Here is a 22,235-nt window from a genome sequence, read left to right on the forward strand (position 1 = left end):
CACCTGCGAGAGCCACGCGTCGCAGGTGCGACGGTGGCTCTCGCCCCACCGAGGTGTCTCAAAGGACAAGCTGACACAGTATCTCAGAGCGTTTCAACTGCGACGGAAGTTATACCGAAAACCGGGCCGAAAAGCGCTCAAACGCGCCATCCAAGCGACGCTCTGAAATCAACAATGTGCTACACAAGAGCGTTAGTCGAAAATCGCACCGAGTACGCCAACAAGATTCACGGACTTCTCTCTGATCACGGTATCACTGAAGACCATTCGTCTTTAGCTAAGACTCACACCTCGGTTGCGTAGCGGTAGCGAGCGTCTCTTGTAAGATCGGTCGTTGCTGGTGGATCTTCTGTGCATCTTCAATCAGCCGCTCCAACAGCGGCGGTGGCGAGTAGCCAAGGTACTCACCGAGTTCGTGGAGGATAAGCTGGGCGTGCGACCGGAAGGTCGCCGCCCAGCGTTCCGGCGGGAACACGATCTCATTATCAGCTTGCTTAGTGACCAGATCCAGCAGATCACGGCTCACCAGTGGTGACAGCAACGCCGCGTACAACAGAATTTTCACGACATCTGGGTTACTCGTGGCGAATTCGTCCAGTTCGTACTGCGTCTTCAGCTCACGGAACAGCGTCTCTACCTCCCACCGACACCGATACAGAGTCGCTAGATCCGACGGCAGGAACTCCTTTCTCGGCAGATTCGTGATGTAGAGATGATAGTCGTCGGCGTCCTCATCGCGGATGCCGACGACTCGAAACTGTTTAGGAGTGACCAACTGCGTCTCGTCATAGGGAGCCGTTCAGCCGAAACCTCCACCGTCACGTCTATTTCCTTCTGATGAAGGTCGCCAACGATGTCGAAGACATGCTTGCCGACCAATGGAATAGCGCGCCCGCGCCATTCCTCCAGTTCCTCAGTAATCAGTGGATTCGCACTCCGCTTGAGGCGACTCGGGAAGAAGCCGTCATTTTCGTCGATAAGCGCGAAGCGACGGTATTTGAAAAAGCCGAGATCTAGCAGGAAGAGCCGTCCACGCATCCACGAGCCGGTTTTGAAGAGTGTGCTCTCGTGGGTACGTTCGTCGGTGATCTCCCGAGATCACCGACTGTCCGGTGACGTGATGAACGAGATAGAGTTAGAGGCCGGAGGCCCTTGTGGGTTGCTGGAAAGGCCGAGAGGAATCGATGTAACCGGACGATAGTGGCGTCAACAGCGATAACGCCGCGGAACCGGTCGAAGGCTGGTGCGAGGTGGTGAGGGACAGCGACCTCCTCGACCTCGCTGTTGAGGAGGTCGCCGAGGAGATCAGCGATACCGTCGGCATAACGGTCTTAGAAGCTGGATGGGAAGAGATTATAGCCAGTAGCGATGCTGTAGGAGCGTCGGTAGGCGGCAATAGAGCGTGCTTCGCCGCCAGCGGCGAAGCCCGCGATGAGCGTCCAGACGAACATCGTGATGTCGAGCTTGCGGTCACGCTGGACGACATCACGCTCACGCGCGATGTCTTCGATACGGACTGCTGGAAAGAGAGAAGTCAGTCGGTGTCGTGCAATATCTGGGAAGAGTTCGGGTTTCACAACCTCTCCCTATTTGGCCGACAGCGATAACTTCATCATCGTAACGTAGTCTGTCGGTTTCAGTTCTTAACCGAATACGGATGGGTATTCAATCAAGTGGGTGAACGACAGAGTGGAGCCTCAGCCATGGACATGTCTCATCAAAATCGAAGAGAGTTTACGAAGCGGTGTGAACTTTTTCAGTAATGGCGTATAATGTTCTCTCTGTCATCCCTGCGAGAAAAGGATCGAAAGGAATACCTAGGAAGAATTTGCGACAGCTGGGAGAGGATCCCCTCGTCGCCCATGCAATCAAAAAGAGTAAGAAGTCCAATTGGATCGATCATGTTGCCTTGACTACTGATAGCCAAGAGATTGCACAGATCGGACGACAATACGGCGTAGATACTATCATTGATCGACCGACGCGCTTAGCGACGGACGAAATTCCCCTTGCGCCAGTTATTGAACATGCCTTTGAGGAAGTGGACCACGAATTCCATTATGTCCTCTGTTTCCAACCCACGGCTCCGCTGGTTTCGGTAGACTCAATTGACGAGGGAATTGAAGCTGGGATAGATAGCAACGCTGACAGCGTTGTCTTTGTCAGAGATAGTACCCATATCTACTGGAGAGATGGAGAGAACGGTTATGAACCGGTGGCAAGCGACAGGAAGAACAGACAACAGATGGATGAGATATATCAGGAAATAGGAATTTTTCTCTCGGAAAACCACATAGTGAGGCAAGGCCGTCGAGTTGGGGATTCCTCTGAATTTTACGAAGTTGGAATGTATGAAGGAATTGACATTGATACATATGCAGACTGGATTCTTGCGGAGAGTCAACTACAGCGGAAACAGGTTCTTTATCGCTTGATAGGGAATGGTAATGCAGGAACAGGCCACGTTTACCGAGGAATCACGATTGCTGATCGTCTCTTTGAGCATGATGTCTTGTTTGCGGTTGAGGCGACTGAAGACCTAGCAATTGAGAAATTAGAAGAAAGCAATTATGATTACCAAATTTTCGAGAATGAACCGTCATTTCTGGACTACGTTCGTTCGACTCAACCCGATGTAGTTGCCAATGATATTCTTGACACTTCTGCGGAATATATTAAATCTCTTAAAGAATACACCTCCCGCGTTGTCAATTTCGAAGATCTAGGAGCTGGTACCGATCACGCTGATGCAGTGATCAACGCGTTGTATGAACATTCTAATCCTCCGGAAAACCACTATTTTGGGTTCAAATACTTCTGCCTGAGAAATGAGTTTCGGTATGCAGACCCACGGACTGCAATCCCATCGGTCGAACGGATTATGATTTCTTTTGGAGGGACTGATGAGAACAATCTTACCGCTAAAACCTTGCGCGCACTGTCCGATCTTGATCACGAGTTACATCTTGATGTAGTTCTGGGACTAGGATATACTGATCAGGGGTCGCTTGATTCGGTCACAGCAACGTATCCCCCCAATATTAGTGTCGAAATCAACCAGAATGTCCAGTCTATGGCGGAGCACATGGAACAAGCCGACCTGCTCATCACGTCAAATGGTCGAACGTTGTATGAGGCGGGATCATTAAATGTTCCCGTGATTTCGATTGCTCAGAACCATCGCGAACAGAAACATCCGTATGCGCACATCTCTCGAGGAGTACTTTTTTTGGGGCAGGCAGAATATGTGACTGAAGAAAACGTGCGGACTGCTGTTGAAGAGTACGTTACAGAGAGAGAAAAACGCGAAACGATGCGTGAAGCATTAGAAGGTCACGACATTACTAACGGGGTTGAGAGAATCAAACAAATAATGTTCAACCAGAACAATGCAGATTAACAATACAGATATTGACGGTCGAACGCAACCGTATTTGATCGCTGAGATCGGTGTCAATTACTTCGATATAGCTGAACAGAGAGACATTTCGCCGCTTTCCGCCGCAAAAGAAATGGTGTCGGAGGCAGCCACTGCTGGCGTCGACGCAGTGAAGTTTCAATCGTATTCAGCGGATCAACTCGCGTCGAAACACTCCCCCGTTTACTGGGACACGAGCGAGGAGTCGACTGAATCCCAGTACGAGCTGTTCTCTCAGTATGATGATTTTGGTGTTGCGGAGTTCGAAGAGATAGCAACGTGGACGGCCAAGAACTATAACGTGGACTTCCTTTCGACACCCTTCGATTTTCACGCCGTTGAGTATCTAGAGGACCTCGTTCCTGCATACAAGGTCGCCAGCGCAGATATCACTAATCACCCACTCCTTCGGCAAATCGCTCGAAAGGAAAAACCGGTCTTACTGTCGACAGGGGCAAGCACGATCGGCGAAATTGACAAAGCGGTACGCGTCATTGAAGATGAGGTACAGGACCCGGAGATATGCTTGCTTCACTGTATTCTCCAGTATCCTACCGACCCCGAAAACGCCAATCTTGGGATGATCGACCATTTGGATACAGTATACCCCGAGTATACGGCTGGCTACTCAGATCACGTCCCGCCTGACGATGGAATGGTTACTCTGCTAAATTCGGTGGTCAACGGGGCTGCGATTATCGAAAAGCACTTTACTCTTGACAAGTCCCTCGAAGGAAATGACCACTATCACGCGATGGATCCAGAAGACATTCGAACGTTTCGGAAAAATGTCGATAGAATGATTGCTACGACAGGGGAGATGAAAAAGAAGCCAATCCCTGCAGAAACGGATAGCAGAGAGTACGCTCGTCGAAGTCTCGTCGCTGCGACGGATATTGAGCAAGGCGAGGAGATCGCGCGAGAGCAACTATCGATCAAACGACCAGGGACTGGAATCTCGCCGATGATGCTCGATATAGTCGTAAATAGAGAAGCGCGAAAGCGAATAGAGGCAGATAATATATTGACATGGGAACTGATATAGTTCTCCCCCTAGGTATCGGGCTATGTTTGGTGTGAGTTGATTTGGGATCAACAGCGCCGTATAGCCAGAACTCCTGGCCGTGCAGGCGGATCATCTTCTTGTCAACCGCAAGTTGATCTGCGTTGACCGTCGAGATCGGCTGTAGATCGGCCTTATGTACCCACTCGTGGATCGCCACGTAACTCCGTTGGACCCCAATTCATAGAGAAACTGACTTGAATCCCGTAATGATATCCCCGACAGATGACATTGGATGCCGACTTCAATCGCCCACTCGGGTGTCCGCCGGCGCTCCACAAAACGACAAGTCTATCCACGCGACACTCTCGTTGAGGCGTTCTATTTTGGGCATAGGAACTTGAACATCGAACGCCTCATCCTCCAACTTAACGCGACCACCATCACCCCACCCAGTTATAAATACTTGAAGTGCAACAGCGTAGGTATGGCAAAGTTTGCTCTCTTACATGGTGCGAAAGAGAATAGTGGAGATTTCTTGATTCGAGATGCTGCGAAATCCCTTCTCATTAATGTCGGTGGTATCGATGAAGAAGAACTGTTAATGGTAGATGTTGTACGTGAAAACGTACCAAATTCAGTCATGGATGAGATCTCAGACACGAAAGCCGCATTTCTTGCAGGGGGGCCAGGGTATCAGCCGGATTTCTATCCCGGGGTATATCCGTCAATGAAGGATCTCCTTGATGCTACTACAGTTGTTCCTCTTGGGCCTGGCTGGAAGGGTATAGATGAAGATAAGTATACATTTACTGTCGAATCAACCAAGTTGCTTCAGCGTATAGCTGAACAGGATCAAGTACCGTATTTGGGTGCAAGAGATATCCCTACGGTGCGCGTACTTCGTAAACACGGGGTTGCTGCAGAACTTACCGGCTGTCCAGCGTGGTACTATCCTGATGGATTTCCCCCATCTAGAGTTTTTGACCCGCCAAGCCAGATTAACGAAATAATTGTGAGTTCACCACCACAAAACTCGACCAAGTACATGATACAATATTATATATTAATCCAGAACCTATTAGAAAAATACCCAGGGTCAGTAATTACATGTGCTTTTCATCGGGGAGAACACAAGAATGCACATATCCCGATAATAGGCTATCCCTGGGAAAAAGCAACGTGGGCTGCCAACACCTCAGCCATACTGTATAAATATATTAGTAAAATTGGTAAAGAAAACGATAGAATAAAAATCTTTGACGCATCTCAGAGCGCAGATTATATAAATCGGTACTCAAAAGCAGATCTACATGTGGGTTATCGGGTTCACGGACATATACCAGCTCTCGCTGCTGGCATTCCTTCATTTTTGCTTCAAATTGACGGACGTGGATTTGGCGTAAGCGAATCTTTAGAAACACCGGGTGATGTATCTGCTCGGCAAGGAATATACCGTCCTATTAGTGACGTGATGGAAAGTATATCGAACTCCATCTCTAATGCATATTCTGATTTTGAATCTGTTGATGAAAATAGAATGCATGCGTATGAGAATATGACTTCATTGATATCGCCTATATTATAGTGTATACGCTCATCCCGATAACTCGTAACACCAATTTTGCTGGCGAACCAATGACCAGTCAACGATGGATGAGAAATCTGCTCAAGTCTTCCTTCCATCACGTGAACGGTGCTTTGAACGTCTCCGTCTCGCCCGCTTCGGCGAGACGGTGACGTGCGTCCACTGCGGAAGCAACGAGGTCGTCAAGCGAGGAACCACAGGCAAAGACGCTCAGCAGTACTGGTGCAAAGCCTGTGAAACGTACTTTAACGACCTCACCGACACGATCTTCGGCCACCATCGCTTCGAACTCGAAGAGATGTTCTACACCGTCAAGGAGATGCGATCTGAGCCGACCGCTCAGATCGCTCGTGATCTTGACCGTGATTACGAAGCCGTTCTCAACTTTGTTCACCAAGTGCAAGAAACGAGCGGTGACATCGACGAATTCGAGCTTTCCGAGGTGTGTGAAGCCGACGAGATCTACGTGACTGCTGGTGAGAAAGGACGTGAGAACGAGGATGAGAGTCCGCGCGAGCGCGGACTCAAAAAAGGGACGCGGAGACTTCGAGGGTGACAAACCACCAGTACTGACACTCGTCCGTCGGAGCGACGGACGAGTTCGATTTCTCGTCTGCAAGGATTTGGAAGACGCTGACGAAGACATCGCGGAGTACGGCGACGGTAGTGTCATTCTCTGCACGGATGGCTATTCGATCTACGAGGACATCGAGGAGAAGGAGGGGGTGGACGGCCATCTGGCCGTCACCCACTCCGACACCTACGTCATCGGCGACGCCCATACAAACACCTGCGAGAACCGCCACAGCTTCCTTCGCCAGTGGCTAGCGAAGTTCAGAGGTGTCTCGAAACACCATCTTCAGAAGTATCTCAACTTCCTTGCACTGAAACTCAACTCACCTGAAAATTGGTTCGAGAAACTGCTATGTTACAATGTGTCGGGATGAGCGCAGCATTTTTAGCTAACTGAACGACTTTGCTCGTGAAGCGGGAAATTTTCGACATGGATCATCGGCGATTTCCCGCTTCATCTTCCTAGTTCTAACGGTCGAAGCCGACGCTGTCCAGCGATTCACCAGAGCCAAGTATCTTGATTCTCCACGTCTAAGCGTTCTCTGAGGAGGTCTGCGGGTTCCATGACCAGTCGCTTCTTAATTCCTCAACTAGACCGACTCCTCTCTTGAATTCTTTTAGCTATCCGACACGCACTGTTTCCGAAATTGAATGAATCTTCTATACTTTGAATCTGGTTTTTACGTGTCTCTGTTGACGCCACTGTTTCAAGTTGTTTCTGGAGCTCTTTAGGTGTCGTTGTGTATGGTACATCTTCGCTGTTAATATATGATGATGGGTGGGTGAACGGCTCAAAGGGATTATAGGAAATACAATAGGCCCCAGCAATGATCGACTCAATACCAACATTCGAATTTATAGTTATTAAAGTAGTATCTCGAGAGATGTATGAAGAGATATCGCCTTGCCTAATCTGGATATCAAAAGTGTCGATCTCACGACCAATTATATTATCGTAGTATTCTATAGACTCTGATGGGTGAATCTTTATTAAGACATCTCCACGGTACTCCATTTGAGCAATCACTTCCAGAACCTCTTTGACGAACCTCTCTCGCATCCAGTCGGGGTATGGTTGAGTTCCCAAAATGATTCTCTGTTTTTCGCCTCTTTCGGATTGGTCATTACTTGATTCGGCCAAGACATCTAGGTATGGTCGTCCTATTGGCTGGATATCGGGGAGTTGCTCTTCCTTATATTGATTCTGAATCACTCGCTTGTCAGCCTGTCCTGCAACAAAATGGGTTGTATCTGTTATCTGGGGGATAATTTCTCTGTTGTACGCGATCGAGTGCGGTATATAAAATAGATCTGCATTTGCTTTCTCACCAATCTCAAGCATATATTTATCCCGTGGATTCATTCCCCCAACGATCACCGAACTAGGCTCTGTTTGCTCGACAGCGTTCTCTACTAAATAGAGAGACAAGACGAGACTAATATCCCGACGTAGCGTATCCCGGCAGACATACTCGACCGTTCGAGATAGCCGAACGCCATATTCGTCTTCTAACTGTTCGTTGACGTTCTTACTCAGCTCGAGGCTGTCTGTCAGTACCGCTTTTTGCAATCTAAATAGTTCGGACAGTTCTGCTCTGATTGTCGAGAGATCAGAGAATTCTGACAATGTCTTGGTGGTGTGTGCCTTTGGCCAGTCTGAAACGGGATTGAGTAACCGCCAACTGATTGTTAAGGGAGTGACAATGATATTAGACGGATGTTCCATTTGCCGAATGATCGGGAGCATACTTTTGTAACGGCCAGGGTATGGCAAGAAAAGCGGTCGATTTTGTGATACAGAAGTAGAGGAGAGTAGTTGTTCCTTGAGTATGGATAGGATCTGATCTACGAACAGGAGCAGTACAGAAAATCGAAAGAGAATCTTTGATGTAGGGAGTAAGGTGCGCTGATCCTGCTGTTGGTGTTCGACCGTGATGTCGTATTCTTCAGCAAGGTCTTCAGCGACAAGTCGATACCCTTTTTCAAGCCCGTGACTGGCGAGATGTGTGATGTTTTCACGCTCGATTCGTTTACTGAGTTCCGAATATAATTGTGTATATGTGAGTAAGTTCCCATAGTGAACTAAATGTGACAGGAATATCTCATACGAAAAAATACCTTCTTGCGACGTGGTGAGTTCTGAGAGGCGTGCGAACCAGTCGTTTTCCTCTGATAGATCCTCAGATATCTCGAATACTTCGTCACCACCAGTATCCGGACGATCAGACTCCGTAAAGACGAGATGTAACGTCTTGCCAGACACAAGCGGTGGATATATACCAATGGTAAAGAATGGTTCGATTGTGATCGGCTCTCTACTATGATGTATGCGATCAAGGATGGTCTAAAACATTGGTCGCGCAGCAGCATCGTTTAGAATCAGGTTCGCGATCTCCGCAACGAAGTAGCAGTTGATATGTCACAGGAAGGGAACTGCTCTGGTATTGAGATGAGAGGGTCCCCGATCGAAATTACACTCACCGTCCGAGGGTGACTCCATGAGAATCCCGCTAAAGCCCCTGGAGCGTGAAGTATGTCATGGAGTCACCCTCGGAGGTAAAGTCTAAACAGGACTACAGCTTGACCAGAACGTAAGGTCCTGGTCCTCGTGGATTTCACCGTCTGCTTGCTGCTTGTGTTTGGTCACACTTTAGTAAGCAGACCTCTCAACTAACGGGCTTTGTGAGATACTGAGTGTAGTTATGACGTCACGCTCTTTACAAACTATCTCCTGTTAATCACGTATACCAATCTGACTAGCAGGATTCCCTGCAACAATTGTATATGGCTCAACATCATCTGTCACTACTGAACCGGCTCCGATTACTGCTCCTTCTCCTATTTCAACATCTTTGAGAATCGTGACATCACACCCGATCCAGACATCATCTTGGATTATTACTTCTCCTTTATTTAGAGACTGCTTTCTAATTTCCTGAGTCCGGTCTATATTATGGTCAAATGAATGCATACTGACTTTCTGTGCCACTCGTACATTATCTCCAATTGATATATTCCCTGCCAAAAATCCAAATTCATGAATTGTACAGTGGTCTCCTATTACTATCCCACTATCTTTCGGTTTTAATACTGTAAGTGGGAATATTTTTGAATGGGTCCCTATCTCGACCATTTCTGGATTCCTAATCTTTGCTAATGGTGATATTTGTGAATTCTTTTCATATTCGACTTTGGCTCTAACTCGGCCTAAAACATCATCAGACTTGATCAATATCTGAGTAGGATACTTTATTCCTTTTCTGAGCTTGGACCACATAGTACATTAGAATCCAGCTAAAGTAATAAGCGATTCCCTATCGACATTACTGGAATCTCACAAGTAACTCATTTTAATATATATGAATAAATATAAAATATACAATATATTAAATTTGGATAAGCGCGTGTATCGGTACTAAAACGGCAGATATAAATTGGTCGTAGAGAAGATTTTCGGTTGTACACAGTCTCTCGCTATGATAAACGCACTAAAGAAAGGGATCGAGCATTGGAATAACAGATTCTGGTGGCGGAAAGTCGCGTTTCCATACGTAGCACGTAGGGTACACAGTCATTTACCACACGAAGGCGTTCATCTCCCAGACGAGGACTGGGACAACCTTCTGATACTTGATGCATGCCGCTATGATATGTTTGCCGAGCAGTCTAGCCTTTCTGGCAAGCTGAGTAAACGCACCTCAAAGGCTTCGAACACCCCTGAATTTCTTCAACACAACTTCAAAGGTCGGGACTTCAGCGATACAGTATATGTCACTGCAAATCCCCAAGTGAACGTACACCTAGAAAACGAGTTTTTCGAGGTCATCAACGTGTGGGAAGATCACTGGGACGACGAACTGCACACGGTTATGCCAGAGATAATGGCCGAAGAAACCCTCGAAGCCTACGAATCATATCCGAACAAGCGGCTAATCTCTCACTTCATCCAGCCACATTATCCATTTATTGGCGATATCGGCCAGCAAGAATTGAATTCGCATTCCGGGATGGAACTTTCCAAGCGGTTGGCAACTGACAATGAAGCCCGACGCGACCAACTGTCGACCTGGGAGCAGCTGTACGAGGGTTCGGCATCAGTCGAGTTAGTCTGGAAGGCCTACAGAGAGAATCTCGACCTTACGCTTCCCCACATCGAACGACTTCTTGAGACGTTCCAAGAATACACAGTTGTGACGTCTGATCACGGCAATGCGCTTGGCGAGCGGGCCTGGCCGGTTCCGGTTAAGATCTACGGCCATCCGCCCGAGATTCGTATGCCTGCTCTTACTGAAGTCCCGTGGCTTGTCACGAATACGGGCACGAGAAAGGAAGTCGTCGCTGGGGACCGATCGTCAGCAGATACTGACCATCAGGAAGCAGTATCACAACGCCTTGCGGATCTTGGATACAAGTAACTATGACCAAAGATAGATCTAAAACGCTGGTTAGCGTCGTCATCCCCACGTATGAGAGGCCGGAGTACCTTCGAGGGGCTATCCAAACAGCGCTCGGGCAGACATACGACAATATTGAGGTGATAGTTGTCGATGACGGATCTTCAGAATTCTATGCGGACGAGATTGTAGCCGAGTTCCCTGAGTCTGTAACGTGTATTCGCCACGACGAAAATAAGGGACTTTCTGCAGCCCGGAACACGGGAATCCGAAACGCGAATGGCGAATACGTTGCGTTCCTCGATGATGACGATCGCTGGCATTGGACGAAAATCGCTCGCCAGGTGTCTACTCTTGATGAAAACAAAAACGCTGGGTTGGCAACGTGCCTCGTTGTCGCACTCACACCAGACAATGAAGTAGTCCACTGTGAGACAGACGCTCCCAGCGGTGACTGTTCGGAATCGATGCTTATTGGCAATCAAATTGGGACGCCATCTCGAGTGCTCGTACGTCGGGAATGCTTTGACGATATCGGAACCTTCGATGAATCGCTCCCGACTAAGCAGGATTGGGATTTCTACCTTCGACTCTGTCAAGAATGGGATATCGCTGCTGTTGAGAACTACCTCTGTTTCAGGACAGTCCACGAGAGTATGTCGAGTTCCACCCACTCACTTGAACGGGATAAGAAGAAAATTCTACAAAAGCATGAAAGTCTGATCCGAAATGCAGGCGTATGGGAGCAAGCCCAAGCCTCTGTTAACGAGGAGATTGGTAGATCTTATTTGGGAGATGGCAGCCTAAAACAAGCAAGGGAGTACCTTCGAACCTCCCTTTCAGACATTACTGTTCGAAGAATGATCTTGCTTTCTCTGAGCTATACTCATCCAGCTATTATCAGTAGCACTATTGGACTGGAACGCACGATCGCACGATATCGATCAAACTGTTCAGAAATATCCATAACATCTGCTGATATACCTGGATTACAACCATAGAATCTCTGCGATACAGTCTACGTGACGGCTAACCCTCAGCGTGAGGAGACCCGCGACCAGTGAGATATCCAGCTCCACGAGACGATCAACGTCTGGCTCGATGAGGGCTGGGACGATAAGACAGGGACAGTCCGTGCTGAAACGATGACTGAGGCCGCACTGGAAGCCGCCGAACAGTTCCCTCACAAGCGTCTTGTCGTCCATTATATGCAACCGCATTACCCGTTCGTCCCTGCAGAGACGGACTTCGATAAGGAGCATCTCCAGCAGATCGACGGGGAGGGTGGCGGACCATCAGGCGAGAATGTGTGGAATCAGAAGTTCAAAGGCGAACTCGATGTCTCACGTGAGGAACTCTGGTCGATATATACGGAGAACCTCGAATACGTACTCGAACACGTCGAAGAATTGCTTGATGGGATCTCGGGTAAGACCGTCGTCACAGCGGATCACGGGAACTACGTTGGGGAACGGGCATCGCCGATTCCGATACAGGAATGGGGTCATCCTCGAGGCCTATACGACGATCCAGTCGTCCGTGTTCCGTGGCTGGAATCTAAATCAGAGGATCGACGTCAGGTGGTTGCGTCTTCAAGTAGCGATGAGATGACTGATATCGAATCGGATATTGTCACTGAGCGGCTCCGGAATCTTGGATATCAAGAGTAGATTTTATAGTCGCGTTGGTGATCGCGTTAGGATACTACGCAGTGCCAACGATTATCTTGACAGGAGTGCCCTTGATAACGCTGCGCAGTAGCAAGTATCGATTCGGTAGCTGTCACGTATGGTCAGTACCCAGGGAGGTCTCGGTTTGAGACGCATCTTCGGAAAATGCTGAAATCCGAACTCGCTTCGAGAGTGCGACTCCCGCAAGCACAAAGAACACGAACTGGAACTGGGCGCGATGTCGATTTGCAGGTCCAACATTCCCTTCGACGATCCCATAGCCGAAGATTCCCGCGAGACTGAACGCCATCAACGGCAACACGATTTTTCTGCCTGACGGGGTGGACAAGCAATCGCTGAACCCGATAACCGAAAGGACAATAACCGGATACCAGATGAACAGATTTTGCAGGAACGCGATTTGAGACATAAAATCGACCACGTGCCAGGGAAAGGGAACAAGAGCGAAGTGAAGCGCACCGATTGGCGCGAAAACAATAAATTCGTACAAAGACTCGTAGGCGAACCCGGGCAAGTATGCGCCGGGATTTGGACGAGCAAGCCATCGCCTCCGACCTGCCAACTCGTCAAGCACTAACTCGCTTCCAAATCGAGAATACATCGCTGCAGCCGCCACGAGACTAGTCACGACCGTCAGAACGTAACCGCGAATATTTGTGCCGACGATCAGGAACGCCGCGACGGCGAACATAGCACCGACGGCAATCAGGTTCTGTAGTCGCATACTCAGTGCCAGACCGGTGAACAAGAATAGTAACGCGAGGAGTTTTGTCGTCTGTTCGCCGGATTGCCACCGGACGAAGTAGTACGCCATCATCGAAAACAGGAACACGACAAACATATCCCGATAGATGATCCCGCTCAGTACGATCCAGTAAGGGAACACAGCGGCAATTGCCCCGGCAGCGAAGCCAACCCGGTGGCTAGCGAGTACCCGTCCGATACAGTAGACGTTGACCACCACAAGTGTTCCGACGAGAGCCATTTGCAGTCGTGGAAGCGTAACTATATGACCGAAGACTGCATATGCAGGAGAGAAAACCGACGAATACAGAAGCATATAGTCCCCAGTATTTCCGGGACTTAAACCATACTGTAGTGGGGCAAACAGTACACCAGATCGCCACTGCTGTGCGACGAACCAGAACGTTGTATCATAGCCTGCTTGATCACCCCCGCCAGCATAGACTCCAAACACTCGATCGAACAGCACGTACCCAACTCGCACTGCAAACGCCCCGAACGACAGTATCCAGACCGATCGAGGGACCGCCCGCCGATACAGATAGGTAGAGAGAACCCCTGTAAGTATCGGGAGGAAGATAAGCGTGGCAATGATCATCCCGATACACCCCCGGCAAACGGCCTTATAGTCATTGCGTCTCAGCCCCTCGAACGACCTGTTCGAATTTCTCGACCAATACGGATTGTGAGTATCGATCGATAACACGTTCACGTCCGGCTGCTCCCATCTGCTGTCGAAGCTTAGGATCCGATCCGAGCTCCGCCAATCGGTCTGCGAAGCAATCGATATCTTCCGGCTCACAGAGATAGCCAGTCGTCTCCGGGACAACCGATTCTGGAATTCCGCCGACACTACTCCCGACGACAGGGAGGCCACACGACATGGCCTCGATGACGGTCATGCAGAGCCCTTCCCGCTTGGATGGCTGAAAATAAATATCGTGTCGATTCAGGAACTGAGGAATATCTTCATTTGGAACTGTTCCGCACAGAGTCACATTTTTGGGTGTGTGTGTCTCCATCCATTCCCGCTTTGGGCCGTCCCCTGCGATATAGAACTGGTATTCGGGACCGAGCTGACGTGCACAGCGAAATAAATCGTCGAATCCCTTCTCAGGGGTCAATCTTCCTACGGTCCCGACAGATATGTGGTCAGCGTCTGTTTCAGGATCCGCAGGGCAGTATGTTTCGGTGTCCACGCCTGCGATAGGCAAGACTGATATCTTGGATGTCGGTATCCGGTATTCTGAGCGCACAAACGACTCAACTCTGTTCGAGTCCGCAAGCACTCGATCAGCAAGACGATAAATACCGTGAAAACCACTATATCGAAGGCTGTTAGCCGGTTGTGTATTGTGCTGCCAGACTAGCACCTGAGGAACCCCCAACAATCGAGCGAGCGGGACACCAACGACACTTGCGTGAAACAGCGAACAGACGAGTACGTCAGTCCCACGAAGCAGGGGAACAAGCTTCAGAACTCGATACGACTCAGTGACTTCGGGGATATTTAGACGATGGACTGTGACGTGGTCCGGCAACAAATCGACGACATCGTCAGATGTCTCTACGACAGCAATAACGGTGATGTCGTATTCTTCTGGATCAAGACCAGAGAGGAGCCGTACCATTCCGATATTGGCTCCGCCATACTGGAGCCCCGTGATGAGATATGTCAGATTGATCCGATCGGTACTAGCCACGGCTGCAATTCAAGCCCGCTCAAGAAAAGCATAGTGACTCGCACGGAAAACTGAACATCTTTACGAGTGGCCCCTGAGGCATTTCCTATGAGCAAGCCCAACGTTCTCTTCCTCGTCGTTGACTCTCTTCGGTACGACGTGGCCACGGGCAACTGGGAGTCAGCGACACCCACGATCGATCGGTTGCTTGACGAAGGTGTACACTTTCAGAATTGCTTCGCACAGGGTATCAGTACTGCGCCGTCAATGACGGCGATTCTCACCGGACGACATCCGCTGGATTACGGTGGTCACTGGTATCTTGACGACGATCAGCGCACGTTCGCCCAGGTTTTCCGGGACGGCGGGTACTATACCGGGGCGATCCATTCGAATCCATACGTTTCTGCACGCCGCAACTTCGACCGAGGATTCGATCACTTTGCCGAGGATGTCGTCGCCTTCGAACCTGACGAAGGGCTTGAAGGCCTCCCAGATAAGCTCCTCCGCCTTGCCAGCCGCGCGTCCAGAATCCTTAGCCGCACCCCTTACACGCCTGCAGAAGAGGTCAACACCGACATACTGTCGTTCGTCGACGACGCGGATACCCCGTGGTTCCTGTGGACGCAGTATATGGATGTCCATGGGCCATACCTTGGAGGAGATAATTTCAGCTATCGGAACAAGTTCAGAGCGGAGTGGCTCTGGCGGAAAGCAGCTGTTCGGGATCCGGATTCCATTACGGAAGCCGAACACGAGGAACTCCGAGAGAACTACCGTCGCGAAGTCGAGTATCTCGACAGCGAAATCGGTAATCTTCTCGGAGAACTCGACGAGCGGGGCCATCTCGACGATACGTTCGTCGTACTCACGGCAGATCACGGCGACGAGTTCTACGAACACGGTCGCTACGGACACGGGAATCTGCCATATGACGAACTGACACACGTCCCACTCGTTATACGGCCTCCATCTGGATCGGACATCCCTCGCGGTGAGACCGTCGACGATCTAGTACGCTGTATAGACATTCTTCCGACGATCATCGACGCCGTCGACGCGGAGATACCGACACAGCATCGCGAGCGACTCGCTGGCAAATCGCTTCTGCCCCTTGTCCGAGGAAAGAAACGCGACGAGGAACCAGTCGTCGTCACCGAGAAGCGTGTTCGGGGTGAAAAACACCTCCGAATCGGCCTCAGGACAACCCGATGGAAATACCTCTACGACGGTGTCGAGGACGAACGGTTCCTCTATAACCTCGAAAATGATCCTGGGGAGACCACGGATGTGTCGCAAACGGAAACTACTGTCGCCGAGGAATTCGAGACCCGTCTCCGTGAACGTCTCAATCAAATTGAAGAGACTTCGGAAAACGTCGTCGTCCCAGACGTCGAAACGGACGCGGGTGTCGAAGAACGTCTGAAAGCCCTTGGATATAAATAGGGTCTACGCTACTTCGAACAGAATTTAGTGGGTTGCCACACTGATCCCGTCTGTTTTCAGTATCTCGTCACCGGGAACTCCCAGTGATGACCTAGCGACTGTCGGTACTTCCCAATCGAGAATTCGGAAGCCGAGTTGAGTTGGTGTGAGCCGTTCAATCTCGGAACGGTAGCTGGCTGAATCGAAGCATCGGTCTGAATTGAACAGAGACAGTGACGAGAACGGTTGTTGAAGCGGTTTTTGACGAGTGCTGCTGCTGACGCATAGCTGGCCCGAGGCCGCGGGCTGCCCGTCAGCCCGCGGCCGAGGCGTACGCGTCGGGGACGCCGACACCGTTCATCTCAATCTCCCACCGCCGCTCTAACTCTTCTTCCAGTTCGTGACGAATCCAGTCACAGAACGTCTGGAACGTGAACTGCTCGGGCAGGTCGCGCCCGCCCCGCTGTGGGCGGGCGACGACCGCCCATCGCAGCACCAGCCACAGGTTCTCCAGCAGGAAGCTGACGATCACGAACGCAAACCGGACGATCGGGTCTTGTGTTGTCGTTGTTGCTCGTGCTTGGCGAAATAGCCGGTAACTCGTCTCTATTGCCGACCGTTTCCGATAGCGTCGTTCGACTTGTGTAGGCGTGCGATCTCCGAGATCGCACGCCACGTACCCACGAACGACCTCACCGTGCTTGCCTCGGTCTCCGTTCTGATAGGAGACAGAGACCGCGAGCGGGAAGCGCAGTTCCCGCTCGCTTCCCTTGTACATGCGGTAGGTCGTCATGTACGAGCAGTGCGTGGCGAGCTTGTCTTTCATCCGCTCACCCTTCTTTTGGACAGGGATCACAGTCGTTGCAAGGTCGCGTGCGCGACGAATCACCCGTTCATTGTAGAAGCCGCGATCAGCGAGCAAGAGGTCGATTTCGAAGGGATAGGTGCCGACGCGGTCGAGGACGCGCTCGACCGCGTCGGCCTCCTTCTCGTCGCTGCGGACGTATGTCAGTGCCAGCGTCACCGGCTTCCCGTTCGAGACAACGTAGGCGGTGCAGTAACGGTGACAGGTCGTGGTACCGTCGGTTGGCGTGGTTTTACAGAGTTCACCGCTGTCCTCGTCGGGAGAGCCGTGGTACGGATTATCGACGAAGTCGATGGAGACGATTCTCGACCGGTCAGGGTCGAGAATCGTCATGGCGAGGTGACGAAACAGGAGGCTGGTGGCCATTTCGAGCTGATCACGCTGGAGTGTGTGCAGCCAGTCCATGACGGTATCGTCGCAGGGTGTGTCGTCCGTCTGGGAGGTCACATCCCAGACGGACGACTGGTTGACGCTGGCCATTGTGACGACCGGCCAGATATCACCGGAATCGAGGGGCGAGCCCTCGATTCCTTCCATCGGGAGCTGTCCAATCACGTCGGCCGCTACATCTTTCACGTCTGCTGCCGAAAGAACACCGTCCGGTTCGGGTAGTTCAAGCACACTTCTGAACCGGACATCTTCCTCAATCAGAGCGACGCTTCAGCTCCGCTGCTTAGGCCGGTTGGGAAGTACCGACTGTTGACCTCTGCTACGGAGTCCAGTTTTCGAGACACTCCCCTAGCGCTTCGACACACACGAGGATATCGCGCTGACCTCGACACCAGACTCGACGAGTGGCTCGACTTCTTCGAGCAGGCCGATCCGGACGACGAAACCACGATGTCCGACGACGCCAAGGCCCGCCTGGAGGACCTCGGCTACCTGCAGGACTGACGCCATTCAGGTAAGCCAAAGCGTTCGTCTCTCCCGAGCAAAGAGTCGAATCCTGCCGGCAGTATGAGCAAGCCATTCGCAGCTGTCCTCGTCCGCACGAAGTCCAAAGTACTGAATCCCGAACGTCCCATCCTTGTCGGCCGGTGACACAAGCCACCAGGGCGGGACTGAAAGGGGCGACCGGCTCCGGGAACCCGGCCGAAGCAAGCACCGCAGCGAAGCGAGGAGCGCAGCAAGGTCGACCGAAAATCGGAGATTTTCGTGATGCCGAGACGCCGGAGGCGTCTCGAACCACCCGGGACTGGAGCCGGTCGGGGCTTTCAGAGAATTCTCAGTCAAGTCGATCCCGATACCGTCCACTCCGGCGACTGTGCTTCGATCGCGATTCAGTCGTCCGTGCCGTCCTCGATAGCGTCTTCCCGAGCCGCATCGCGTGCCTCCCGCTTGATTGCCGCGATCGACGGCTCGTCGAAGGCATCGCCGACGGCAGTACGGAATCCTTCGATCGGGTCCTCTCCGAGCGGGATCAACTCGACGCGGTCGTCGAGTGCGACGATCCGATATCTGTCCCCGTGCGCTTCGCGGATCTCGCGTGGGATGGTGAGCCGGCCACGCTCGTCGACTGTGGCTGTCCTGCTCATCGTCTCTGCTTTACGCGCGACCGAAACAAAAACGTCCCGCGAAATCGCGAACCGTCCCAGACAGCCCATCCAGTCGCGTTCGACGCACCAGCGAAAACATCCTGCCCAGCAGAACAGACGCTCCAACCCGACACATAGCCGAGGCCACCCAGCAGCGTATTTTTTGGGTGTGGATGCCGGTATATGACATATGACCAAGACCATCGAGATCAGCGACGACGTCTACCGTCGCCTCAAACGAGAGAAAGGCGACCGGAGCTTCAGCGAGGTGATCGAGACGGCACTCGACCGCAGGGGCCAGATCGCGGACGTCGCCGGGCAGGGGATCTTCGACGCCGAGACCGCCGAGCGTGTGAGCGACGACGAGTTCGAGTCGATGCCGGATCGTATCAGCAACCACTTCGACCGGGTACGCCAGGAAACCGACGATACCGACGCCTGAACGTCGCCTCGACATCGCGTTTCTGTCCGGACACGAAACGAGCAGACGCACGAGCAGCTAGAAACCGGTCTCGAACAGATCCGACAGGCCAAACAACTGAACATCGTCGCGCGCCTTGGCAGCGCGTTCGAGGTCGGCCGTGTAGCCCGAGCGGCTAAACAGCACGTACAGCGTGTCCCCGTCCGCTGGCTCGGCGGACCATCGGACGTCGGACGCGGTTCGTTCGAGGTCCGCGAGGACGCCTTCACTGACCGGCCGGGACGTGAACTTGCACTCGCCGGCGACGAGCCCCTCGTCCGCGAGCCCGAGGATGTCGAGTTCGTGTTCCCGGAACCACCACTGTCCGACGTCGCGGAACTGCCGATCGACGAGATCGGGGAGCGCGCGCTGGCAGAGCCGTTCGAATAGCGGGCTCACGTAATCCGCCAGCTCCGGCGCGACGAGTTCGTCGTACGCGTCGTCACCGAGCAGCTGAAGTTGGTCCTGATCGCCGTAGACGAACCGGAACCAGAACCGGAACAACGGCGCTGCGATCCGATACCGGCCCCGTTTCGAGGTCGTCGACGATTCCGTGACGGGGATGTGACGCTCGACGAGGCGGAGGCGACGAAGCTTCTGGAGGTAGGTACTGAGTGATCCCGACTCGACGCCGGCCATGCCCGCGATCTCGTTGGGGGTGCGACGCCCGTGGGCGAGCGCGCGAAGGATACTGAAATACGTGTTCGGCTGTCGGAGTTCGGTTCGAAGCAGGAACTCGGGTTCGGAATACAGGAGTCCGCGTTCCGAGAGTATCGATGCCTGGACGTTCGCACCCAGCGGCTCGGCCGGATCGATCGTCTGCAGATAATACGGTGTCCCGCCGTAGATCGACCACGCCGTGATCGACGTCTCGGGATCATATGCCGGGAAGAACTGGCGCGCGTCGGAGACCGAGAGCGGCTTGAGGTCGATCGTCGCCGTTCGCCGACCGTACAGCGGAGCGCTGCCGGACAGGACCTTCTCTTCCATGACGCTGATCGACGAACCGACGAGCACGAGCGTCATTGCCGTGTCCTGTAACGTCAGGTCCCAGACGCGCTGTATGCGGGAGGGAAGGGAGTCGTCGTCCTGGATGAGGAACGGGAACTCGTCGATGACGACGATCGCGTCCCGCTCGCCGAGTGCTTCGAGCAGCGCTTCCCAGTCGCGGCGGACGTTCTGTAGCGCGGGGAACTGTGTGGCGGCGGTGTCGACGAACTGCTCGAGCTGGTTTTGTGCCGTGGATTCGACCGCCTGGTAGTAGACCGCGTCGTCCCGATCGGCAATGGACCGACGGACGAGTTCGCTTTTGCCGAGACGACGACGGCCGTATATGACGACGAACTCGGCCCGCTCGGAATCGTAGCAGTCCGTGAGGTGATCGAGCTCGGCGTCTCGATCGACGAAGTGCGCCATACCGCTAGCAATCGATCCGGTCACATAGAACTACCGCTTTTGGAAATGACGATTTCTGAATTCGCAATTTCGGAAACTACGATTTCGGAAATCACGATTTCTTTCTGTCGTCACGATAGCAGCGATGATCAACACCACGAACGACACACCAGCTCTAACGATGGCCCTATCGGTGCGACGACACCCACAACCTACAACTCTTCCAGCACTGCAGTCGTCCGCTCGACGGTCTCCGCCCAGTCGAACTGGCCCGCGACCTGCGCCCGCGGATCCCCGACGCCACCATCGAGCACCGTCTCGAGCCCCGCCACGAAGCCGTCGACGTCCCCGACGGGCACGGTCACGCCGCCGTCGCCGACCACGGGCGCGACCTGCTCCAGATCGCTCACGACGACCGGCACACCCGACGCCATCGCCTCCAGCACCGTCCGGGGTAACCCCTCGGCACGACTGGGCAAGACGAGCGCGTCCGCGGCCCGGTACACCGCCGGCATCGCCTCGTAAGGGAGCTGTCCGAGGAACTCGACGTGGTCCGCGGCCAGCTCCGAGCGCAGCGGTCCCTCGCCGGCCACGTACAGCTTCGCGTTCCGCGTCTCGGCCAGTTGCGAGACCGCTGCCACCGCGTCGCCGGGCCGCTTGCCCTCGACCAGCCGCCCGACGAACAACACCACTGGCCCGTCGTGGTCGATCCGGTCGCTCTCGGGCCCGTCGGGCCGGAATCGCTCGGTGTCGATCCCGTTGTGGACGGCCTCGATCCGCGAGTCGACCCCGAACTCCTGCACTCGATCGCGATCCTCGTCAGTGTAACAGAAGATTGTATCAGCCCGATTGAACGTCCACCGCCCGATCGTCCGGAGGTACAGATCGAACACCCATTCGGGCGCGTTCTGCGAATACAGCCCGTGATTGGTGATCGCCAGCGGCGTGTCCCCCACGCGCCGCCGCAGCGCCGCGAGATTCGTCGAGAAGTACAGGTGCGAGTGAGCGTGAACCACGTCGAACTCCGACGCCCGGGCGAGAAACTGCGCCACGCCGGGGCTGACGTCGTTGCCAAGCGGCGCGGCGACGGGATCGAACCGAACCACGGTGTATCCGTCTCGCTGCTCGATCGACGGCCGGTCGGGGTCGCGACGGATCGTCAGCACAGTCACCTCGTGACCCATCGCGGCCTGATCGCGACTCATCGCGTGGACGTGGTAGGTCCCGCCGCCGGGGACCTCGGGATACACTTTCTGGGCGACCCGAAGAATGCGCATATACGCCGGATTTCAGTGCCCCAACTAAGAACGTGCCGGATCAAGGACAATGGATGCACAGTTCCTCGATCCGTGTCGCTGGCGTAGGTCGCGTTAAGTTAGAGGATGAGGCGGACGAGTTCTGAGTGTCTATGGCAGAAATCGACCGCCTCAGCGAGAGTATCGCGTGGATAGACTTGTCGTTT

General features: G+C 52.8%; 17 protein-coding genes and 4 pseudogenes. 11 read left to right on the top strand and 10 right to left on the bottom strand.

Features of this window, described 5'->3' with window-relative positions; all coding sequences use genetic code 11:
* Positions 1-166, top strand: a pseudogene (locus tag OB916_RS16315) (IS1595 family transposase); the annotation flags it as partial.
* A gap of 111 nt (positions 167-277) precedes the next feature.
* Here OB916_RS16315 and OB916_RS16320 read toward each other — a convergent pair.
* Positions 278-1,577, bottom strand: a pseudogene (locus tag OB916_RS16320) (IS4 family transposase).
* A gap of 185 nt (positions 1,578-1,762) precedes the next feature.
* Here OB916_RS16320 and OB916_RS16325 point away from each other — a divergent pair.
* Entirely contained in the window at positions 1,763-3,400 is a 1,638-nt protein-coding gene (locus OB916_RS16325; protein ID WP_315910362.1) for a cytidylyltransferase domain-containing protein, read from the top strand.
* A gap of 34 nt (positions 3,401-3,434) precedes the next feature.
* Positions 3,435-4,463: an N-acetylneuraminate synthase family protein gene (locus OB916_RS16330; RefSeq protein WP_315910363.1), complete on the top strand. Its 1,029-nt coding sequence runs from the start codon at positions 3,435-3,437 to the stop codon at positions 4,461-4,463.
* Between the two features lie 22 nt (positions 4,464-4,485).
* On the opposite strand, the pseudogene OB916_RS17130 reads toward OB916_RS16330, so the two are convergent.
* Positions 4,486-4,815 (bottom strand): annotated as a pseudogene (locus tag OB916_RS17130) (IS6 family transposase); the annotation flags it as partial.
* A gap of 93 nt (positions 4,816-4,908) precedes the next feature.
* Between OB916_RS17130 and OB916_RS16335 the strand changes: the two are divergent.
* The gene (locus OB916_RS16335) at positions 4,909-6,009 is read left to right on the top strand and encodes a polysaccharide pyruvyl transferase family protein (RefSeq protein WP_315910364.1); all 1,101 of its coding nucleotides are present in this window, start codon (positions 4,909-4,911) and stop codon (positions 6,007-6,009) included.
* A 64-nt stretch (positions 6,010-6,073) separates the two neighbouring features.
* A protein-coding gene (locus tag OB916_RS16340) for an IS1595 family transposase (RefSeq protein WP_315910365.1) occupies positions 6,074-6,956 on the top strand; the annotation gives its coding sequence in 2 pieces (ribosomal slippage) (positions 6,074-6,537 and positions 6,536-6,956; 885 coding nt in all).
* A gap of 212 nt (positions 6,957-7,168) precedes the next feature.
* On the opposite strand, the gene OB916_RS16345 is transcribed toward OB916_RS16340, so the two are convergent.
* Both OB916_RS16345 and OB916_RS17060 read right to left on the bottom strand, forming a co-directional pair.
* Complete coding sequence (locus OB916_RS16345; protein ID WP_315910366.1) at positions 7,169-8,845, bottom strand: hypothetical protein; 1,677 nt, start codon at positions 8,843-8,845, stop codon at positions 7,169-7,171.
* A gap of 477 nt (positions 8,846-9,322) precedes the next feature.
* Positions 9,323-9,472 (bottom strand): annotated as a pseudogene (locus OB916_RS17060) (antibiotic acetyltransferase); the annotation flags it as partial.
* 760 nt (positions 9,473-10,232) lie between these two features.
* Between OB916_RS17060 and OB916_RS16355 the strand changes: the two are divergent.
* From OB916_RS16355 to OB916_RS16365, 3 genes are all read left to right on the top strand, one after another.
* The gene (locus tag OB916_RS16355) at positions 10,233-10,997 is read left to right on the top strand and encodes a hypothetical protein (protein WP_315910368.1); all 765 of its coding nucleotides are present in this window, start codon (positions 10,233-10,235) and stop codon (positions 10,995-10,997) included.
* Between the two features lie 2 nt (positions 10,998-10,999).
* Positions 11,000-11,977, top strand: a complete 978-nt coding sequence (locus OB916_RS16360) for a glycosyltransferase family 2 protein (protein WP_315910369.1) — start codon at positions 11,000-11,002, stop codon at positions 11,975-11,977.
* A 144-nt stretch (positions 11,978-12,121) separates the two neighbouring features.
* A complete protein-coding gene (locus tag OB916_RS16365) occupies positions 12,122-12,646 on the top strand; it encodes a hypothetical protein (RefSeq protein ID WP_315910370.1) in 525 nt (174 codons plus the stop codon).
* A gap of 112 nt (positions 12,647-12,758) precedes the next feature.
* On the opposite strand, the gene OB916_RS16370 is transcribed toward OB916_RS16365, so the two are convergent.
* Positions 12,759-14,009 carry an ArnT family glycosyltransferase gene (locus OB916_RS16370; RefSeq protein ID WP_315910371.1) on the bottom strand — a complete coding sequence of 417 codons (1,251 nt, stop codon included), beginning with the start codon at positions 14,007-14,009 and terminating at the stop codon, positions 12,759-12,761.
* Positions 14,010-14,040: 31 nt separating this feature from the next.
* Positions 14,041-15,114 (bottom strand): glycosyltransferase family 4 protein, encoded by a 1,074-nt coding sequence (locus OB916_RS16375; RefSeq protein WP_315910372.1) that lies wholly within the window; start codon positions 15,112-15,114, stop codon positions 14,041-14,043.
* Positions 15,115-15,201: 87 nt separating this feature from the next.
* Between OB916_RS16375 and OB916_RS16380 the strand changes: the two genes are divergently transcribed.
* Positions 15,202-16,539: a sulfatase gene (locus OB916_RS16380; RefSeq protein ID WP_315910373.1), complete on the top strand. Its 1,338-nt coding sequence runs from the start codon at positions 15,202-15,204 to the stop codon at positions 16,537-16,539.
* 292 nt (positions 16,540-16,831) lie between these two features.
* Here the strand turns inward: OB916_RS16380 and OB916_RS16385 are convergent, their stop codons facing one another.
* Positions 16,832-18,004, bottom strand: coding sequence for an ISH3 family transposase (locus OB916_RS16385; protein ID WP_315910374.1), 1,173 nt, complete (start codon positions 18,002-18,004; stop codon positions 16,832-16,834).
* Positions 18,005-18,082: 78 nt separating this feature from the next.
* On the opposite strand from OB916_RS16385, the gene OB916_RS16390 reads away from it, so the two are divergent.
* Positions 18,083-18,277: a hypothetical protein gene (locus OB916_RS16390; RefSeq protein WP_315910375.1), complete on the top strand. Its 195-nt coding sequence runs from the start codon at positions 18,083-18,085 to the stop codon at positions 18,275-18,277.
* 386 nt (positions 18,278-18,663) lie between these two features.
* On the opposite strand, the gene OB916_RS16395 is transcribed toward OB916_RS16390, so the two are convergent.
* On the bottom strand, positions 18,664-18,918 hold the full coding sequence (locus tag OB916_RS16395; protein WP_315910376.1) for an AbrB/MazE/SpoVT family DNA-binding domain-containing protein: 255 nt from the start codon (positions 18,916-18,918) through the stop codon (positions 18,664-18,666).
* Between the two features lie 190 nt (positions 18,919-19,108).
* Here OB916_RS16395 and OB916_RS16400 point away from each other — a divergent pair, with 190 nt between their 5' ends.
* Entirely contained in the window at positions 19,109-19,360 is a 252-nt protein-coding gene (locus tag OB916_RS16400) for an antitoxin VapB family protein (protein WP_315910377.1), read from the top strand.
* A gap of 57 nt (positions 19,361-19,417) precedes the next feature.
* On the opposite strand, the gene OB916_RS16405 is transcribed toward OB916_RS16400, so the two are convergent.
* Together OB916_RS16405 and OB916_RS16410 are read right to left on the bottom strand one after the other, a co-directional pair.
* On the bottom strand, positions 19,418-20,794 hold the full coding sequence (locus OB916_RS16405) for an ATP-binding protein (RefSeq protein ID WP_315910378.1): 1,377 nt from the start codon (positions 20,792-20,794) through the stop codon (positions 19,418-19,420).
* 191 nt (positions 20,795-20,985) lie between these two features.
* Positions 20,986-22,050: a glycosyltransferase family 4 protein gene (locus OB916_RS16410; protein ID WP_315910379.1), complete on the bottom strand. Its 1,065-nt coding sequence runs from the start codon at positions 22,048-22,050 to the stop codon at positions 20,986-20,988.
* Positions 22,051-22,235: the final 185 nt, after the last annotated feature.

The sequence above is a fragment of the Halapricum hydrolyticum genome, from assembly GCF_025517535.1.
GTDB lineage: Archaea > Halobacteriota > Halobacteria > Halobacteriales > Haloarculaceae > Halapricum > Halapricum hydrolyticum.

Coding starts and splice junctions, on each gene's coding strand:
- OB916_RS16365 (WP_315910370.1), top strand. CDS start 12,122: ATGACTGAGGCCGCACTGGAAGCCGCCGAACAGTTCCCTCACAAGCGT.
- OB916_RS16325 (WP_315910362.1), top strand. CDS start 1,763: ATGGCGTATAATGTTCTCTCTGTCATCCCTGCGAGAAAAGGATCGAAA.
- OB916_RS16410 (WP_315910379.1), bottom strand. CDS start 22,050: ATGCGCATTCTTCGGGTCGCCCAGAAAGTGTATCCCGAGGTCCCCGGC.
- OB916_RS16355 (WP_315910368.1), top strand. CDS start 10,233: ATGTTTGCCGAGCAGTCTAGCCTTTCTGGCAAGCTGAGTAAACGCACC.
- OB916_RS16335 (WP_315910364.1), top strand. CDS start 4,909: ATGGCAAAGTTTGCTCTCTTACATGGTGCGAAAGAGAATAGTGGAGAT.
- OB916_RS16400 (WP_315910377.1), top strand. CDS start 19,109: ATGACCAAGACCATCGAGATCAGCGACGACGTCTACCGTCGCCTCAAA.
- OB916_RS16405 (WP_315910378.1), bottom strand. CDS start 20,794: ATGGCGCACTTCGTCGATCGAGACGCCGAGCTCGATCACCTCACGGAC.
- OB916_RS16380 (WP_315910373.1), top strand. CDS start 15,202: ATGAGCAAGCCCAACGTTCTCTTCCTCGTCGTTGACTCTCTTCGGTAC.
- OB916_RS16370 (WP_315910371.1), bottom strand. CDS start 14,009: ATGATCATTGCCACGCTTATCTTCCTCCCGATACTTACAGGGGTTCTC.
- OB916_RS16360 (WP_315910369.1), top strand. CDS start 11,000: ATGACCAAAGATAGATCTAAAACGCTGGTTAGCGTCGTCATCCCCACG.
- OB916_RS16395 (WP_315910376.1), bottom strand. CDS start 18,918: ATGAGCAGGACAGCCACAGTCGACGAGCGTGGCCGGCTCACCATCCCA.